Annotated in this window: 5 protein-coding genes; all 5 read right to left on the reverse strand. The window is 77.1% G+C overall.

Annotated features, from left to right (window positions below; genetic code table 11):
* Positions 1-336: 336 nt before the first annotated feature.
* Genes ACRAKJ_RS16935 through ACRAKJ_RS16955 form a run of 5 tightly spaced genes read right to left on the reverse strand, consistent with a single transcriptional unit; the run spans position 337 to position 18,437 of the window.
* Positions 337-1,998, reverse strand: a complete 1,662-nt coding sequence (locus tag ACRAKJ_RS16935) for a hypothetical protein (RefSeq protein ID WP_447009030.1) — start codon at positions 1,996-1,998, stop codon at positions 337-339.
* A complete protein-coding gene (locus ACRAKJ_RS16940; protein ID WP_447009031.1) occupies positions 1,995-6,356 on the reverse strand; it encodes a hypothetical protein in 4,362 nt (1,453 codons plus the stop codon). The genes ACRAKJ_RS16935 and ACRAKJ_RS16940 overlap by 4 nt, the downstream gene beginning before the upstream one ends.
* Entirely contained in the window at positions 6,353-10,282 is a 3,930-nt protein-coding gene (locus tag ACRAKJ_RS16945; protein WP_438926160.1) for a hypothetical protein, read from the reverse strand. The genes ACRAKJ_RS16940 and ACRAKJ_RS16945 overlap by 4 nt, the downstream gene beginning before the upstream one ends.
* Positions 10,279-13,842, reverse strand: coding sequence for a DUF6603 domain-containing protein (locus ACRAKJ_RS16950; RefSeq protein WP_438926159.1), 3,564 nt, complete (start codon positions 13,840-13,842; stop codon positions 10,279-10,281). Before ACRAKJ_RS16950 ends, ACRAKJ_RS16945 begins: the two co-directional genes overlap by 4 nt.
* Entirely contained in the window at positions 13,839-18,437 is a 4,599-nt protein-coding gene (locus ACRAKJ_RS16955) for a hypothetical protein (RefSeq protein ID WP_438926158.1), read from the reverse strand. The genes ACRAKJ_RS16950 and ACRAKJ_RS16955 overlap by 4 nt, the downstream gene beginning before the upstream one ends.
* Positions 18,438-18,790: the final 353 nt, after the last annotated feature.

Here is an 18,790-nt window from a genome sequence, read left to right on the forward strand (position 1 = left end):
CCCCTCCGATGATGCCCTGCGAACCGGTGGCGCGCGATCAACGCCGGTCGGGGTCTCCTCGGTGACCTGGCCGGTCAGCGTGACCGTCCGGCCCTGGTCGACCGTCGAGGCGCTGACCGACGCGGTGACCCGGGTCGGCACGAGCGGGTCGGCCGACGCTGGCGCGGCGAGCGCGCCCGCCCGCCGGCGCCAGTGCGGCGGCGGGGTGTGCGTCACCGACTGCACCGCACCGGTGAACCCGTTGTGGCACAAGCCCCGCGGTGCTGCTCCGGGTGCGCGCGACCGCACATCCCAGGGGGTGCCGCACCCGGGGACCCGGGTGCGGCACCGGACAGCTCAGTCCGCCGTGCGGGTGACGATGTCGTGGCGCAGGTCGCTGCCCGCCTCGCCGCGACCGGTCGACCGGCGGCGGGAGAGCCACAGGTGGGTGCTGCCGTCGGTCCAGCGGGCCAACTGCCACCTGCGGGCGACCCGGACGCCGTCGCGGGGGACCTCCTCGGCGGCCACCCAGTCGGTGCCCTCCAGGGTGCGGCCGGCGGGCTGCGCGGGGGCACCGCCGGGGACGGGGAGCAGCACCCGGCGCAGGCGCGCCCCGTCCGGGTCGAACTCCGGCAGCAGGGGCGCCCAGTGGTCCGGCGGCAGGGCCGAGCGCAGCGCGTAGGACAGGTCGGCCCCCGGCACCACCCGCGGCTCCGGCGCCGGCGCGTACCGGCCCTGCCGGTCGACGCCGACACCGGCCACGCCCTCGACGGTCCGCTCGACGGCCCACACCGCGTTCGCCGCCTCGTCGCGCAGGAACACCACGTCCTCGACGGGGTCGCCCTCCAGCGAGCCGGGCAGCGCCGGCGGCAGCACGAACAGCGACTGCGCCGGGGTGGAGCCCGGCAGGCGGTACATGTCCCAGCCCGGCCGGGCGGCCGGGTCCACCTCGGTGCGGACGCCGAAGGTGTCGGTGACCACGAGGGAGCGGACGCGGGCGACCGTGCCGACGGGCAGCTCGACGGGCACGACGAACCAGTCGTTGGCGTAGAGCGTGGCGAACTCCAGCACCAGCAGCCGCCCGAGGTCGCTCGGCCCGGTCTCGGCGCCGGCGAAGGACACCGGGGCGTCCTCGAACTCCCACCACCGGTCGGTGGGCATGCCCGGGTAGCGCACCGGGCTCGGCATCCCGGTGCGCACCAGGTCCCGGGACGGGGTGTCCGCCGGAGCCGACTCGCCGCTCGTGGACAGGCGCAGGTCGTACCAGTCGAGCGTGCCGCCGGGGTACTCCGGCGCGCTGAGGACCACCTCGTCGTCGCCGAGCCTGGTGCCCAGGACGAAGGAGTGCTCCAGGCGCCGGGACGACCAGCTCGCCGCGTTCGTCCCGGGCCGGCTCACCAGTTCGCGCCACCAGGTGGTGAACGAGGCCGCCGCCGCCAGCACCGCCGCCCGGTCGGCGGCGGCCACCTCGGGCACGGCGGGCAGCGTCGGCGCGCCGCCCGGGGAGGTGCCGCCCAGGGCGGCGGCGAGCGCGTCGGCGTCGGGCACCCGGCCGCGCAGGAACGCCGCCTCCGCCACCGCGTCGTCGTCGGCGGTGGGACCGGGCACGACCTCGGGCAGCGGGAACGCGTCGGTGAAGGACTGGCCGTAGCGGGCGCGCAGCGGCCCGAGCAGGCGCAGGAACCGCCGGCCGCCCTCGGCCCTCAGCGCCAGGTCGTCCGGGTCCGGCGCGGTGCGCTCGACCACCGCCTCCAGCGGGGTGGTCGTGGTGTCGAGGCGCTCGAAGTCGTCGAGCGGGGCGCCGTCGCCCAGCCCGCGGAACCCGCCGATGGCCCCGGCCCGCACGCGCAGCCGCGCGCTGACCGGGGAACCGCCATCGCTGCCGTCGAACTCGCCGAGCTGCCACTGGCGGCACAGCAGCCACGCGGCGTCCTCCACGCGGGCCGCGACGCTCTCCCGGATGTCGGCCGAGGTCACGCGCGGCGTGAGCCTGGTCCAGGTGGTCACCGATGGGGTCATGGGGTCGCTCCCGGGGTGGGCGAGGTGAGGTCGGTGCTCGCGGTGGCACCGGCCGCGTTGAACGGGACGTAGGTGGCGGGCAGGAAGTGGCCGTCGCGCAGCTCACCCCACGGCACGGTGCGCGTGGTGGCCACGTGGAACGCCTGGTCGACGGCGGCGAAGACCTGGTCGGTCGTCCACCTGCCGTCGGCCGCCGTCGGCACGGCCAGCAGCAGCGACTGCGGCGCCCGCGCGCCCGGCGCGTCGTGGTTGAAGGCCAGGCCGGTGACCTCGGTGGCGGCGGGCACCCGCTCGGTCCACTCGTCGAGCACGAGCCCGACCAGCGGGGCCGCCGCGTCGACGGCGCGCACGGCGTGCACGGCGACGGACAGCCGGTCGACGCCGGCGGACGGGCCGGGCAGGGCCGCCCACCGGTCACCCGCGGCGCGGGGCGCCTGGCCGACGACCAGCGGGCGCGACGCGGCGGCCGTGCCGAGGGCGTCGGCGCGGGAGAGCGCGGTGTGCAGCGCCTTCGCGCCGGGCCGGACCCTGGACAGCCGGGTGAGCCAGGTGTCGACGACGAGCGGGTCCGGACCGACCAGCTCGGCGCTGTGCCCGAGCAGGTCGCTCAGGGCGGCGCGCCCGGCCGCGGCGACGGTCCAGGTCGGCAGGACCGGGAAGTCGTCGCCCAGCAGCACCTTCACCCGGGCGGTGTGGTGGCGGACGGCCGCGTCGGGACCGTCCGCGACCGGCGGCGCGGTCAGGGCGGCGTCCTCGTCGAGCCTGCGCCGCGCCTCGGCGGCGGCGACCTCGGCCCGCGCGGTGGTGCGCGCGAGCCAGTCGGCGTCCCGGGTGCCCGCCTCGGGGTGGGCGTCGGGCACGCCGTGGCGGGCGAGCCCGTCCAGGCACGCCACCAGCCCGGCCGCGGTCGGCGCCCCGAGCTGCGCGCGCAGCGCGGCCAGCGCGCCGGCCAGCGAGGTGCGCGCGGCGGTCGCCCTGCGCCCCAGCTCGTCGGCGTCCGCGGTGAGCGCGAGACCGGCGTCCCGCGCCAGGTCGGTGCCCCGGACCGGGCGGACCCGGCGCAGCAGCGCCCGCACGCCCCGCGCCGCGTGGCGCAGGTCGTCGACGGAGGCGTGGGTGGGCGGCCCGAAGCCGGGCACGCGCCCGGTCGACAGCGCGGGCAGCTCCGACACCCCGTCGACCGCTGGCCGCTTCGGGCGGAACGCCTCCAGGAGGCGCCGGGTCAGCTCCTCGTCGGTCATCAGCACCACGTCCAGCGGTGCGAGGGCGAGCCCGCGCAGGTCGAGATCGGTGGTGGCGACCACGTCGCCCCCGGGGGACAGCCACCGGCCGCGCACCACGACCTTCGCCGGGTCGGGCAGCAGCGCCGCCGCCCAGCCGTTGAGCGTCGGGGACGCGAGCGCGCGCGGCCGTGCGGGTGCCGGGACGACGTCGGTGGTCCACGCGGCGGCGTCCTCGGCGGCGTGCGCGGCGGACGCGCCGCCGAGGAACAGCAGCCGGTGGTCCTGCACCGCGCCGGAGCGGGGCGTGCGGACCACGTCGAGGTCCGGCGGCGGCATGTCGCCCTTGGTCAGCGCGTCGAGGGCCGCGCCGGCGCGGACGGCGTTGCCGCCGATCAGCTGGTGCACGCCCTCGGCGAGGGTGGCGTCGGCGAGCGCGTCGAGCGCGGCCACCACCTCGTCGAGCGCGGCGACGCACGCCCCGTGCGCGGGCGTGCCGACCTCCGGCAGGCGCAGCGACGGGTCGTCCGGCCGGGTCGGGTCCACGCCGCGCCCCCACGGCACGGCGTTCTCCCGGTGCAGCCTCTCCAGCACGATTCCGTCGGCGACGGCGCCCGACTCGCGCACCTCGGTCACCGAGCCGTCGCCGCCCAGGGTCTGCGCGGCGAACGGGGCGAGCGCGCGGAAGGCCCGCACCGCGACGCCGCCGCCGGACGTGGTCAGCGTGCGCTCGAAGCGGTAGCCCAGCAGGGCGGCCGGCGGTTGCCCCGCCCGCACGCCCTCGACGAGGTGGCGCACCAGCCGGACGCGGTCGGCGGACAGGTCCACCGCCACCGGCCGGGTGCCGTTGCCGGGTTCGCCGACGCCACCGCCGCGCGCGGCGTACCCGGCGCGCAGCACGGCTGCCGTCGTCGCGTGGTGCAGCGACGGCGCGAGCACGTACCCGGCGTTCGCGGCGTCCCGCCACAGCGGGCCCTGCTCGCCCTCCGGCGGGACCTGGACCCACTCGCGCCGCGCCGGCCGCACGTCGGCGAGCCAGCCGAACCCGCCGACCAGCGCGCCGGTGGACGCGGCGCCGGCGCGGGCCTCGGCCAGGCGGCGGGCGGCGAGCGAGGTCTCCCACGCGTCGGTCCGGTAGGCCGCCGTGTCGAGGGTGGCGCGGACCAGCGGTCCCAGCTCGGCGCGATCGAGGTCGGCCAACCGCCCGACCGCCGCCCGGAACTCCTCCCAGTCCTCGTTGAACGGGTTGCCGGGCCACGGCTCGACGAGCCACTCGCCCAGGGTCCGCGCCGAACCGACGTCGCTCGGCGCGGGCCGGTCCAGCTCCTGCCAGAACGTGGGCCGGGGCCGGCTCGGGTCCACGTCGAGCAGCTCGGCCTCGCGGTGGCGGAGGTCGCCGTCGTCGACGCGGATCAGCGCGGTGCGGACCTCCTCCAGCGCGGCCTGCCGCAGCAGGAGCACCAGCAGCGAGGTGCCCGCCGCCGGCTCGAAGTCCCGCAGCCGCGCCAGGTCCAGCGCCAGCAGCTCGCGCAGCGCCTCGGCGGGCGAGGCGGGCAGGAGGTCCACGGGCAGCGGGAAGGTCTGCCCGACCCCGCCCCGCAGGTGCGGCTGCCCCTCGGGCAGCCCCAGGTCGCGGACCAGCTCCTCCAGCTGCCGGGCCACGACCGGCTGCCAGCGGGCGAACAGCTCGCGCCCCGGCACGGCGAACCGGTGCAGCGCGTCCAGGTACTCCGGCCCCATGACCGGCTGGCCCAGCGCGGTGTGCGAGATCGGCTGCACGGACAGCGCCTGCACCAGGCGGGTCGCCGGGTCGCGGACGTCGTCGCCGCCGATCGTCGGCCAGTAGTAGCGGTCGCTCACCCGGCGCACCCGGGCGCGGGCGACGCGGTCCAGCACGTCGCGGACCACGCGCGGCACGCCGGTGTCGCCGGGCCGGGGCTCCGCGTCGCGGCCCATCACCGGCAGCACGCCGTAGGGCTGAGCCCCGACGCGCACCACCGGCAGGTGCCCGCGCGGCCGGACGTGGTCGACGAAGTGCCGCCGGGCCTGCCGCACGGCGTCGACCTGCACGCCTTCGAGCACGTGGACGAGGAAGTAGCCCCAGGTCGCCGACCACAGCGCGGCGGCGGCGTCGCGCTGGTGGTCCACCCGGCCGCCGCCGGCGACCCTGGCCGCCGCGCCGCCGTAGCCGAACGGCACGCCCAGCGCGCCGAGCAGGTCGCCGCCGACGGTGCCGCGCGGGTGCGGCGCGGGCTGGTGCTTCGAGGCGTCCAGCCGCCGGTGGTGGTCGGCGCGGGCGGAGCCGCGCGGGTCCGAGGCCGACACCGCGCCGTCCGGGGCGTTGGTGGGCGTGCCGGGCTCCAGCACGCAGAACCCGTCGGTGTAGTGGTGGGCCTCGAACAGGTCGGCCAGCGCCGTGGCGGACCGCCACGGGTCGCGCTGCTCGTCGACGCCGACCACCACCAGGCGGTCCAGGCCCAGCCGGTGCAGGTCCGGGTCCACGTCGGTGGTGACGCGCACGGCCATCCCCGCGCGCTCGGCCTCCTCGAAGTCGACCATCCAGAGCATCCCGGGGTCGACCAGCGCCCGGTCGTCGGCGGGCGCGCCGGCCAGGGTCGCCCTCGGGTCGGGGCCCACGGCGAGGTCGCGGCGGACCGCGGAGGTGGTCACCGCCCAGGAGACGGCGGCGACCCCGTCGTCGGGCCGGGCCTCCCGGTGGCCGCGCACCTCCCAGCGGGTGGGCAGCAGCCGGGCGAGCGGCGCCCGGGTCCAGGTGCCGGCGCGTCGCTCGCCGGCGGGCTCGCCGGCGCGGGTGCCGCGCGCGACCCAGGCGGCGCGGGCCGCGCCGAACCGGCCGGCCAGCTCCTGCCAGGCCCGGTCGGCCTCGCCGGCCATCCGCCCGCGGGTGGCCTGGTCGGCGGTCTCCGGCGGGTCGTTCGCCCGCGTGGTCTGCCAGAACGCCAGCCCGGCCGTCACCTCGTCGGCCGTGAGCAGCGGCTCGTGGGTGTCGACGTGGAGGGTGTCCGGGTAGATGCGCACGAGCAGCGACGTGCCGACGAACCGCGTCTCCAGGCGCACCGGCAGCAGCGCGATCGGGGTGTCGACGGCCGTGCGCCAGTCGTAGGTCGGGGTGGTCATGCGGTGGCTCCGTCGAGTAGGTCGGAGGCGTGGATCGCCACGCGGTGGGGCAGGCGCAGCAGCCCGCCGGCGGTGGGACCGCCGGGGCGGGACCAGTCCGGTGCGGCCCCCTGCGGCCCGAACCGCGGTTGGGTGGGTGGTTCGGCGAACACGAAGAACCAGCCGGCGGCCCCCTGCTCGGGGTGACCGGGCAGGTCCGCCGGGTCCAGCGGGAAGGTGAACACGGCCAGGTCGTCGCCGAGGACGCCGGTGGCCGTCGGGTTGACCGCCGGGCCGCCGGGCTCGCGCCCGGCGGCGGTGCGGACCGCGGGCACGGCCTGCACGACGGTGTTGGGGAAGCGCCGCAGCAGCTCGGCGCGCACCAGCAGCGTGACGCCGTCGCCGGACGCCGCGCCGGTGGCCACCTCGCGCAGCTCCCGGTCGCCCCACCGCTCGATCGGCAGCACGTCGCCGTCGTCGTCGCCCGCCGTCGTGCCGCGGGTGTCGAAGAACCGCCGGAACCAGGTGGCCCGGCCGGTCGACGGGTAGCCCCGCCACACCAGCTCGCGGCCGAACTCGGTGTTGACGCCGGCCAGGTAGGCGGCGACGAACTCGCCGTTGCCGGTCATCAGCGCCAGGCAGTCAGGCGGCAGCGCGTCCGCGCCAGGCGCCACCAGCTCGGCGAACCGCTCCAGCAGCGGCCCGGACATGGGCTGCGGGAACACCGGCTCGTAGAACCGCGGCCGCAGCGGGTCGGGTTCCGCGCCGTCGGCGGTGAGGCCGCGCGGGGCCCCGGGCAGGGGGGCACCGGGCAGCGGCGCGCCGTCCAGCGCGATGCGGTCCAGCACCCGGCGGGCGATGGTCTCGCCCGGTGCGAGCGCCGCCGACACCTCACCGACCAGCGAGGACACCTCGTAGTCGGCCTCGTGCCACACGTCGCCCGGCGTGGCGGTCACCTCGGTGACCGTCCGCCGCTGGTGCGCCTCCGCCGCGGCGACGAACCGGTCGGCGAACGCGGCGACCCTGGCCCGCCGCGTCTCGTCGACGTCCCCGACGATCCGCCGCGTCCGCGGTCCGGCCGCGCCCACGCCGACCGCCGCCGTCGTGTGCGGGTGCTCCGGCGCGGGCAGCTCCTCCACCGGCAGCTCCTCCGCCGGCTGGGGCTCGGGGAACGGACCCGGGAACGGGCCGGGCGGCGGCACCGGGTCCGGCTGGGGCTTCGCCGCGACCCCCGCCTCCGGGTCGGTGCCGCCCGGTCGGGCCCCGGCGGGCCACGGCTCCACCTCCGGCGGCGGCACCGGCTCGAACGCGGTGTCGCTCACCACCTGGCGCACCTGAGTGGTCCGCCACTCGGTCCTGCCGTCGTCCGGCGAGGTGACCGGGTAGGTGACGTGGGCCAGCAGCTGCGCGTCCAGCCCGCCCCCGACCTCGGTGACGACCAGGTCCAGCGACGGGAAGTTCTCCTCGCCCTCCAGCCGGGGACCGATCGTGGCGGCGGTCACCGCCTGGCCGGGCCGGGGGGAGTCGAAGAAGGACCGGATGCCGGTGTAGCGCAGTTCCCACACCGGACCGCCCCACCCGTCGGTCGCCTCGCGCAGCCACGCCACCACGACGTCGGTCGGCTCCGACCGCTCCTCGCGGGACGTCGGGGGCACCCACGCGACGGTGGTGGCCGCCTGACGGCCGTGGTACCTCTCGTCGAAGTAGCTGAACCCCCTCGTGATCGTCCCGTCCGGGCGGGACGCGACGCCGGTGATCCCGGTCCCGTCGGCGACGAACACGACCAGCTCGTCGGGACCGGACGCGACGCGCCGGGCGCTCAGGCTGAGGGGCCCGTCGTACCGGTACGGGTGGACCTGCTGCCAGCGCGCCGCGCCGATCTCGGTGAGGCCCGAGGCGGTGCCGTACCCGGTGGGGGTGAGCCCGGTGACCCACCGCACCAGGTGGTGGGTGCGGTACTGCGGGTACGTGCCGTCCACGTACTCGTCGCGCCGGTAGAGCAGGGCGAGCGCGGGCACGCTGTCCCGACCCCGGATCAGCGACCCGGCGGCGAGCACCGCGTCGGCGGGGAACCCGTCGGGCGGCGGCACCTCGAACGCGCCCGGTGCGGGCGCGCGGCACGTGCCGTCCGGTGCCAGGTCCCGGTCCACGGTGATCCGCAGGCCACCGGGCACCCAGGGGTTCGGTTCCGCGGTCACCACGTCGGCCATCAGCCCGTGCCGGCCCGGGGTGACCAGGGGCCGCCGGGCCTCCGGCCGCGCCCAGGCCCGCCACCACGGCGACGCCCCGGCCACGGTGTCGCCGCCGGGCCGGGGGAAGCCGCGGAAGTTCACCCAGTCGAACGTCGGGTACGCGATGTCGCCGGCCGGGGGCGTGAACAGCGGCAGCTCGGCCCTGGCCAACCTGCTCACCGGGGCCACCAGCGGTGCCGCCGGGGTCGCCCCGGCCCGCCTGGCGACCGCCGTGGTGGGCCGCAGCGCGCGCGTCGCGGCGGCCGTCACCGCGCCCGCCGCCGCGTCCTGCGTGGCCAGCTCCCCGGCCACGGTCCCGGTGCCGGTGGGCAGCCGGTCGAGCACGGGCGCCGCGCGTTGCAGCACCACGTCCGCCTCGTCGTCCGCCCCTGCCTCGCCCGCGTCGAGCCGGCGGGCGAACCCGGCGGGGTCGGTGGGGGCGAGGTGGCGCCGGTGCAGGTTGTCGCCGACCGCGCGGGCGGTGCTGCCCCGGCTCAGCTCGGCGTTCGCCCGGCCGAGCGCGGCGGCCTGCGCCCAGGCCGCCGACATCAGGGCTTCCTGCTCCTCGCGCACGACCTGGGCGCCGATGCCCGCCGCGGCGCGCAGCCGGGGGTCGGTGTTCAGGGTGAGCAGCCACGGCGGGGCGTCGGCGGGCAGGCCGCGCGGCGTCCCGGCGTGCGCGCCGAGGTACACGGGCGGGGCCAGTTCGGTCTCCCCGCGCTGGAGCAGCACCCGCACGGCCAACGACCACGACGCGGGCACCGGCCGGTCGGGGGTCGCCCCGGCGGGGTGCAGCGCGGGCAGCACCGGGGCGATGCCCGGGTTGTCGCCCAGCGCGGCGTCCAGCTCGGGGTCGGCGCCGCGGTAGGCGAGCCGTCGCCGGCCGTCGCCGGGGGTCGTCGCCCGCAGCTTCGCGGCCAGCGAGGGGAAGTCCCCGCCGGGTCCGGTGGCGAACCGCCACGAGTGGTACACCGGCAGGCGCACCTCGGCCGCGCCCGGCAGCCACGCCGGACCGGTCGTGTCCCCGGCGGGCTCGTCGCCCAGCCCGGCCGCGACGCCGTGCGCGAACGCCGGCACCAGGCACGCCAGGTACTGCCGCCCGGACACCAGCGGCGTCGGGCACACCAGTCGCGACACGGCCCGCTCGGGGTGCCCCGCGAGCACGTCCTCGACGGTCTCGTCCCCCGCGGTGATCACGTCGGCGTGCGCCCACGCCGGGCTGTCGGCCAGGGAGGGGAGCACCCGGCCGGGGGCGGTGAGCACGGCGAGCCGGTCGGCGCGGCGCGGCGCGAACGCCACACCGGGCTCGGCGGTGTCCACGACCACCAGCACCAGCCACGGCCGCAGCAGGCCGTCGGACGGGCGCGGGGCCAGCGGGGTCAGCCGCCACGGCAGCGCCGGGTCGTCGAAGTCGATCGCGGCCAGGTACTCCGGTTCGGCCGCGGTGGCGCCGGGCGTGGGCTCGGTGCGCACGACCTGCCGCTCGTCCAGGCCCACCACGTCGCCGGGGCCGTGCAGCTCCAGGTCGGGACCGGCGACGCGGACGCCGTTGACGGTCAGGCCGGTGCCCAACCTGCCCCGGGCGGGCACGGGCCGGGCGCCGTCGTCGGTCTCGGTGAGCTGCGCGGCCAGCGGGTCGCGCACCCACGACAGCAGGTGGCGGCCGGCCGGTCGTGCTGCGGAGGACCGGGTGGGCCGCTCACTGGGCGCCGTCATGCCGACACCGTCTCCTTCTCCGGGCGGGCCGCCCGGCGTTCTGCGGTGGCGGCGACCGCGTCGGCGGTCTCGCTCACCGGGACGACGACCAGCGGCTCCGGTCCGGCGGGCGCGCGCCGCAGCCGGTCCAGTGCCTCGGTCCTGGTCAGCCGCGTCGCCGCGGCCGGGTGGTCGGGGCCGGCCGCCGCGCGGGCGACCCCGGTCAGCGTGCGGGCGTCGACCACCGCGTACGCGTTGTCCCGCACGTCGAGCGCCAGGCCGAGGCGCGGGTCGGCGAACCGCGCCGTCCCGCTGTCCCGGGTGGCGGCCCGGCCGGCCGCGCCGCCGCCGGCGAGCACCAGCAGCTCGTCGGCGGTCAGCACGTGGTCGGGGCCGGCCGCCGCGAGCCGGGCGGTCGCGCCCAGGGCGTCGACGACGGTGGTCCGGTAACCCAGTTCGACGAAGGTCCCCGCCGAGTCGGCGGTGCCGGTGCCGCCGGCGGCGGTGAACACCACACCGGACGGCATCGCCTCGAACGACGGCGCGGCGAGCCGCTCCTCGTCGCCGAGCCGGAAGAACTGGGACCGCGCGAACGGGTCGCGCACCTCGATCACCTCGGCGGCCCGCCCGCCCAGGTCGGCCCCGGTGACGGCGATCCGCGCGTCGCCGGCGATCGGCGCCGTGCCGAAGTGGTCCAGGTGCAGGCCGCCCAGGGGCGCCACGCGCTGCCGCGCGGTGATCCGCGACGACGGCGACACCAGGAGACCGCGGCTCGCGGCCCCCGGCCGGACGGTGATCGCGGGCAGCGCGGCCTGGTCGTCCACCTGCCAGGCGCCGGGCGAGGCCAGGGCGTCGCGGACGAGCGACAGCACCGGTCGCGCGGCGGGGGCGATCGGCGCGGGGGCGCGGCCGAAGCGGCTCTCGAAGGCCACCTCGGCGGACAGGAACAACACGTCCACCCGGGCGCGCCCGCGCACGTGCCACTCACCCGGACCGCGCAGGTGCAGCGACGCCGCCACGCCGAGCAGCAGGTGCCCCTGCCAGCGCACCGCGACGAGCAGGTCCAGGTCCACCTCGAACCCGAACGGGTCCAGCTGCACGAGCACGTCGAGGCCGACCGCGCCGTCCGCGGTGAACGAGCCGGCCTTGGCGTGCACCTCGACCCGGCCGCCCAGTTGCAGGGTGTTCGCGGTGATCGCCAGGTAGGAGCTGAACCGGGCGCTGACCGCCGAACCGGGGTTGCCGATGGCCAGCGCGAGCGGCGCGAGCTTCGGGAACGAGGGCGGCGGCGCGTAGCGCGGGTGGAAACCGCCCGCGCTGAGCACGAAGTCACCGTCGCCGCTCCACCGCGCGCGCAGCGCCATGCCGCCGGTGAGCGTCCACTCCAGCACCCGCGAGTCGTAGAGCCGGGCGTCGACGTCGAGGGTGCCCTCGCCGAAGTCGAGGAAGCCGACCGCGTCGAGGTTGATCTCCACGACCGGCGCGTCCTCGTGCGGCAGCAGCACCCTGACCCGGCCCATCGCCACCAGCCGCACGGGCCTGGGCAGCTCGACGGCCAGGCCCAGGTCGGCGGTGATGACCGCGGGCGTGCCCCAGGTCAGCCGCGCGGTGGGGCCGAACACGACCCGGCCGGGGGAGGCCGGGAAGATCGACTCCAGGCGGCCGAGCAGGTCGGTCTCGTGGCCGATGACGTCGCCGGGCGCGAGGATCGCGGCCAGCGAGCCGTCACCGATCGCGGCCTGGAGGCGCGCCTTGTCGAAGGAGCGGTTGACGCCCAGCAGGCCGCCCACCGAGGCCAGGTTGAAGCCGAAGCCCAACGGGATCGGCTGCGGGAACCGGGCGTTGACGACGAGCAGCAGCGAGAACCCGGAGCGGCCGTCGGGGAACCTGGTGGTGAGCAGCCCGAGGGCGGAGAGCCGGACCTTGGCGAACTCCAGGTCGACCCCGCCCGCGTAGCGTCCGGCGTCCTCGTCGAAGGACAGGAAACCGGCTCCGGTGACCACGCCGGCGTCGACGCGCAGCGCCACGCCCGTCGGCGGCGTGAAGCGCACGCCGAGCTGCGCCGGGCCGAGGTTGCCGCCGCCGTCGGGGAACGTCAGCTCGCCCGTCACCCCGAGGCCGTCGACGGTGGCGCGCACCGGCCCGAGGTCGAACCGCAGGTCGGTGGACGCGCTGAGGGCGAGCTTCCGCTCGGCGACCGAGGCGGCCAGCGCGAGGCGGACGGCCTCGACGGTGACCGGGCCGAGCCGGAGGTGCAGCGGCACCGCGCCGGTGTCCAGCGACGCGCCGCCGCCCAGCACCAGCCCGCCCGCCCGCGACCAGGCCAGGGCCGCGGTGATCGGCACCCGGAACTCCACGCCCTTGAGCGCGGTGGCCAGGAAACCGTCGCCGTCGGCGGCCGGCCGCACGACCAGCGCCGCCTTCTCCGCGCCGACCGACAGCCCGTAGTCGGAGCCGTTCGGGCGCAGCCGCGCGAACAGCCGCACCAGGAACTCGTCCAGCTCGAACCGGGTGCCGGTCGCCGAACCGACGCGCAGCGCCGGCCCGTCCTGCGCGGTGCGCCGCGCCGCGGTCAGCTCGACGTCCACCTCGGTGCCGGCGCCCTCGACGACCAGGCCCCCGGAGCCGATGGCGAACGCGGCACCGCCGGCGCCGACGCCCGCGCCGAGGTTCCACCCGCCCGCGGCCGTGGTGAAGTCGATCTCGCCGTGGGGCACCACGACCAGGCCGAGGCCGCCGGACTCGTCCGGGGACAGGGCGATGCTCGCACCCCAGGACGCCTTCGCGTCACCGGCCCCGACCGTGCCGCCCACGGTCAGCATGTGCGCGGAGACCTCGGCGGTGCCGCCGCCGACGTCGGGACCGGAGCCCGCCTTCACGCCGTACGAGGCGGTCAGGCCCAGTTCCGTGAGCAGGGCGGCGATCCGGGGGAACAGCGCGTCGGCGAGCGCGGCGAGGTCGTCACCCGGCCCGTACACGTCGGTCAGCACGGCGCGCGGATCGGCGAACAGGCCGACCAGGCGATCCGGGTGCACCGCGGCGCGGCGGTGGGGCAGCCGCACCGGGCGGCCGGCGTCGTCCGGGTCCGGTCCGCCCGCCGGGCCCTCGCCGGTGGGGTCGAGCACGCCGAGCAGCGCGAGTGCGCGGCGCAGCAGCGGGGCCCGGTCGGCGAGGTAGCCGTCCAGGAGGTGACCGGTGAGGTCCTCGCCCATGTGCGCGAGGACCGACGGCGGCAGGGTGGCCCTCCACGGCTGCGGCAGGCCCCGCAGCGCGCCCATGGCCTCGCCCACGGCGGCGGCGTGCTCCGCCGCGACCTCCAGCGAGTCCGGCACGCCGCCGTCGAGCAGCTCCTCGACGGCGGCCAGCGCGGACCGCACGCCGGCGACCCAGGTGGTCAGCTGCGCGTCGAGGGTCGTGATGTCCTCGACGCCGAGGCGTTCGCCGAGGGCGTCGAGGTCCCAGCCGAGGCGGCGGGCCAGTTCGGCGCGCTGCTCGGGGCCGTCCGCGGCGAGCAGCAGGGGTTCGGCGAACTCCCGCAGCTCGGCCCAGAGACGGGTCAGCAGGTCCTGGTCGGTGCTCATGCGCCACCTCCGGGGGCGGTGTTGCCGTGGCCGTACGGGTGGGGCAGGCCCTCGCGGTCGAGCAGGAAGGAACCGCGCTCGCGCTTGAGCTGCCGCTCGCTGACCGGGAACACGGCGGGGTCCACGCCGGTGACGCCGGGCGCGGGCAGGTCCCTGATCTCCAGCTTGAAGTCCTTGTTGAGCTGGGCCGGGTGGGTGAACCACAGCGGCCAGGCGCTGACCTCGTTCGTCGTGCTCTGCAGGTTGCCGCGGACGTGGTGGTTGGCGCGGTGCAGCAACCCCGCGACCAGGGCGTGTTCGTGCGCGTCGCCCCAACCGGCCGGATCACCGGTGAAGTCCGGGGCCACCCGCGGCCCGCCGGTCGGCGACCACGGGTCGAGCGGCGCGCGCCGCACGGCCTCGGCGCAGGTGCCGCACTCGCCGTTCACCGCCACGGCGTACGCGGGGCGCAGCTGGTTGTGCCAGATCTTGTCGCCGGGGTTGGGGCCGAACACCGTCGCCGGGCTGAGGATGTGCCAGCGGTAGAGCAGCGCGACTCCCCACTCGGAGGTGACCACCTCACCGATGCGGGGGCGGCGCGTCGTGCCGGCGTCCCCGGCCGTGTCCGGAGGCACGGGCTCGGGGGGATCACCGGGGTCGTGGGGCCAGGTGGCGCCGAGCCCGTCGCAGATCCGCTGACCCGCCGTCCGGTACATCGCGCGGCGGACGTCGTCGCTGGTCCGCACGGCCATGAGCATCCGGTAGAAGACGTGCCAGGAGTGGAAGTAGTCGTACTCCCGCACAGTGGCGTCCAGCGCCCGCGGGGCCAGGTCGTCGGGCAGCATCGCGTGGTTGGCGTACTTGCGGCCGGTGCCGTCCCAGACCCCGGTCTCACCCCACCTCTTCGCCGGGCGGATGCCGTCGGCGGCGAAGTGCTCGTGGAACGCCTCCGGGTAGAGGTGCTCCAGCAGCGCCAGGAACCCCCAGAACTCCCCCTTCTCCACGGTCCACTCCGGGTCGACCGCGATGTCGTGCGGACCGGGCAGCGGGGGTGCCGGGGTGGGCAGCTGCGGGAGGAACCTGCCCATCGTCCAGTGGCACGGCCCCATCGACAGGAAGGCGTTGTCGTAGCCGTTGATCCCGTCGAAGTACCCGATCGCCTCCACCTCGGCGACGGCGCGGATCACCTTGTACGTCGACAACCTGCGCCGGCCGGCCAGCCGCGCGCCGGCGCGCTGCTCGTCGGTGGTGCCGGCCGGGGTCGCGATCTCCGCGACGAGCGCGGCCACGGTCGGGTTCCCGGTGAGCATGGTCTCCGGCTTCATCTCCAGCCGTTTCCACATGGTCTCGGCGCGGCTCATCTGCCCGCCGTCGACCTGCACGGTGACCTCGGGCCGCCCGACGACCCCGTTGGCGGGGTCGGGCGTGATACCGCTCTGCACCAGCGGTTTGGAGGCCCCCATGTTGTTGGTCCAGGCGCTGAGCACCACCATCCGCGGTCGCTTGTCCTCACCGCCCGCCGGGTCGGTCGAGGGTGGTTGGGCCACCGAGTCGGCCTCGGCCACGGTGAAGCGGCCGGTGAAGTCGGTGGCGTACTCGCGCCAGGAGCCGCTGGTGGCCCTACCGGGTTCGGTGTGGTGCCACAGGTTCCCCCTGCCCGGTGCGACACCGGTGGGGTTGCCACCGCCGACGACCATGGCCTCGATCACCACGGGGCAGCGCAGGCGGTTGGCCAGCCAGTGGCTGATCAGCCTCCGGGTGTTGCGGTCCACGACGCCGGTGACCTGGTCCTCGGGCCGGTCGAAGCGGAAGTCCGTGGGGATGTCCACCGGTTCCAGGCGGTCGAGGTAGCGGGACGGCTCGGTGCCGGGGTACTCCTTCTCCCGCGCGCCCTTCGCCTGCCGGGCGTAGACCTGGAACTCGCGCACGGCCCACTGGGTGAACTGTTCGAACCTGCCCGCGGGATCGCGGCCGGCGATCAGGAAACCGAGTTCGACGAGGTCCCCCTGCAGGTCGGCCACGTGCGTGCCGGCGCTCTGCCGCACGCCCCAGTACGACGCCTGCACGCCGGGCCTGGCGTCGAAGTCGCCGCGCCGCAGCGCCCTGCCGTCGTAGCGGTCGTCGTCGTACCAGCCCCAGCCGGGCTCGAACCCGATGTCGAAGCGGGTGCGGCGCGCGGTCTCCCGGCCGTCCTCCGCCCACCACCACTGGGCGGCGTGCGCGGTGGCGACGGCGCCGGGCACCACCGGCGGGGTGGTGGCCGGCGCGCCGGGCGCGGGCGCGGGGACCGTGCTGAACGTGATGTCGCCGAGAGCGCTCTCACCGACCAGCTCGGACCCGGCGGCCCACCAGTTGCGGTGGTGGTCGTGGTTGTGCGCGGCGTACCGGTAGCGCGCGAGGTTCCACGCCTTCGGCGCGCCGGCGGGGGTGGGCGGCGGCTCGTGGGGGTCCTCCCACGGCCAGGGCTGCTCCGCCACTTCCAGCAGGTCCTCCGGGCGCGGCGCGGCGAGCAGGGAGCTGCGCAGGAAGTCGGCGCGCCACGCCCAGTGCGGGCTCACCGTGGTGCGGAGGTCCGGGGTGACCTCGGCGACCTGCGGCCTGCCCTCGATCGTCCACGTCGCCGGGGTGCGCGCCGCGCCGGTGAGCCGCACGCCGACCGGCAGCGGCTTCTGCGTCGCGGCGGAGGTGTGCGCCTGGTCCCAGCCCGCGAAGTCGCGCCACGGCGCGAGCACGGCCTGCGGGTCGTAGCCCTGCACGTGCAGCCGCCGCCCGAGCGCCGTGGTGTTGCGCAGCGGCGCGGCGGTGAGCTGCCCGACCACGGCCTCCACCGCGTCCGTGCCGCTGCCGTAGGCCGGCGCCTTGGCGGAGAACCGCATCCGCACGGCGGACGCGTGCCCCTGTCCGCCGGTGAGCACCAGCACGCGACGGGTGCGCTTCCCCGCCGTGCCGGGCACCTCCTCGGTGGTGATCTTGGTCATCGTGCGGTGCAGCGACGCCGCGTGCGAGGACCACGAGTAGGGCCGCGCGGTCGGGTCGGCCTGCTCCTGCCGCCGGGTGAGCACCAGCGGGACGGCAGAGACGACGAGCGCCACCGAGCCGGCGGTCGGTTCGGGCAGCAGCCGCAGCGCGGCCACCACGCCCTCGTCGCGCAGCGGGGCGGGCGGGTCGCCCGCGGCGGCGGGGTAGCCCCGGTCGGTCTGGGTGTCCAGGAACAGCAGCTGCCAGCGGTCGCGGGTGAGCGCCCAGCTGTAGGTCAGCGCGGTCGCCGGGCGCGCCAGGGCGGTCGACGGCGCGCCGACCAGGCCGTCCACGTCCGCGCCGGCCGCGGCGGGCACGGCGGGCGCCAGCCAGGTCTGCAACCGGGTGAGCAGCTGCGCGCCCGGTGCGGTCCCGGTGAACTGCCCGGGGGTGTTGCCCCAGGCGTGCAGCACGGCGTTCGCGGCCAGCGCGTTGACCAGCACCCGCTTGCCCGCCGGGTCGCCGAGCAGCTTCACCGCCGAGGCGCGCGAGGCGTTCCAGCCGGGCGCGGCGTCGTGCGCGCCCATCGTGCTGAGCACCGGCACGTTGGCCATCGCCCGGCGCGCCCGGTGGAGCGACGAGCGGAACGCCACCAGCCGTTCGCGGGCCCGGAGGTAGGCCGTGAACAGCTCGACCTCGCCCTCGACCACCACCGGGGCGGTGTACGGCGCGCCGGCGGCGATCTTCGCCCGCAGCTCGTCGGGCAGCCGCGTCCAGTCCAGGTCGGGGTGCACCTGCTCGATCGCCGGCATCGCCGGCCACGCGGCGTCGGACAGCGCCAGCAGGTGCAGCGCGACGTGCTCGGCGAAGGACAGCAGGTGGTTGTCGGCGGCGCGCAGCCCGATCCTGCGCGCGAGCGCGGCGCGGCGGTGCGTGCCGAGCACGGCCGGCTGCTCGTCGTCGGCGAGGCCCGGGAGCTGGTCGTGGGCGAGGCCCCACTTGGCCGCGGTCGCCCGCACCAGCGCGAGCAGCAGCGCGGAGGCGTCGTCGGTGCGCACCTGGTCCCCGGTGAGCACCAGCAGGTGCGGGCGCACGCCGGTCGAGGGGTCGGTCAGCGCGTCCCGGACGAGCTGGTCCGCGGTCGCCAGGGCGTCGGGGCCGTCGGCGTCGGGCCCGCGGTCGCCGCCGTGCAGCACGCGCAGCCCCGCCGGGTCGTCCGGCGGCACCTGGAACCCCGGCAGCCGCCGTCCGGCCGCCGGGTACCCGACCACGCCCACCGGGTCGGGGCTCAGCTCCCCGCCGGCCAGCAGTACACCGGGGGAGAGGAGCGTGGTGGCCGCCGCCCCGTCCGGCACCGGGGCGGTGCTGCCGTCGGGCGGGCCGAGGAACAACTGGTACCGCAGGTCGGCACCGGGTGCCGCCGGGGTGCCGCCCTCGGCGACCGCCGAGGTGACGGCGACCACGTGCAGCCGCTCGCCCAGTCGTGCCGTCTCGGCGGTGCCCACCTGCACCACCGCCGTACCCGCGCCCTGCGGGGTCTCTCCCGAGTAGACGCGCAGCGTGACCTTGCGCGGGGTGCGCAGGGCCACGAACACGGTCACGGAGTCGGGGCTCACGCGCCGCAACACCGGTCCGCAGACGATCTCCGGATCGTTCATCCACCATGCCTGTCGCTAGGTCTCCGGGAGCCAACTGATCATGAGTCCCGCTCGCAGAAGTCGTGGTGAAAAGGTCTCGCGTTACACCCCTAAAAGGTTTTTCACCGACGGTGATCATGTCGGCACGCAGGGCTCCGGCAAGATCAACCGGTCCTTCGTCAAGCGGATTTCCTTGCCCTGCAACGGAAAGCCCAACGACGATCATCCATTCGGCGCAAATTCATCTCCATCGGGTCCCGATGCGACCGCCGGGTGTAACGCTCCGCCGGGGTCTCGGTATGTGGCCTGTGCGCACGGCCGGTCCGGGCGCGATCGGTTCCCCGGTGCTCCGCCCCGGACGGGTGCGGAGCCGC

It is taken from the genome of Saccharothrix sp. DSM 118769, from assembly GCF_052936295.1.

Excerpts from the sequence above, each read along its gene's own strand:
- ACRAKJ_RS16935 (WP_447009030.1), bottom strand. The coding sequence starts at position 1,998 with ATGACCCCATCGGTGACCACCTGGACCAGGCTCACGCCGCGCGTGACC.
- ACRAKJ_RS16940 (WP_447009031.1), bottom strand. The coding sequence starts at position 6,356 with ATGACCACCCCGACCTACGACTGGCGCACGGCCGTCGACACCCCGATC.
- ACRAKJ_RS16945 (WP_438926160.1), bottom strand. The coding sequence starts at position 10,282 with ATGACGGCGCCCAGTGAGCGGCCCACCCGGTCCTCCGCAGCACGACCG.
- ACRAKJ_RS16950 (WP_438926159.1), bottom strand. The coding sequence starts at position 13,842 with ATGAGCACCGACCAGGACCTGCTGACCCGTCTCTGGGCCGAGCTGCGG.
- ACRAKJ_RS16955 (WP_438926158.1), bottom strand. The coding sequence starts at position 18,437 with ATGAACGATCCGGAGATCGTCTGCGGACCGGTGTTGCGGCGCGTGAGC.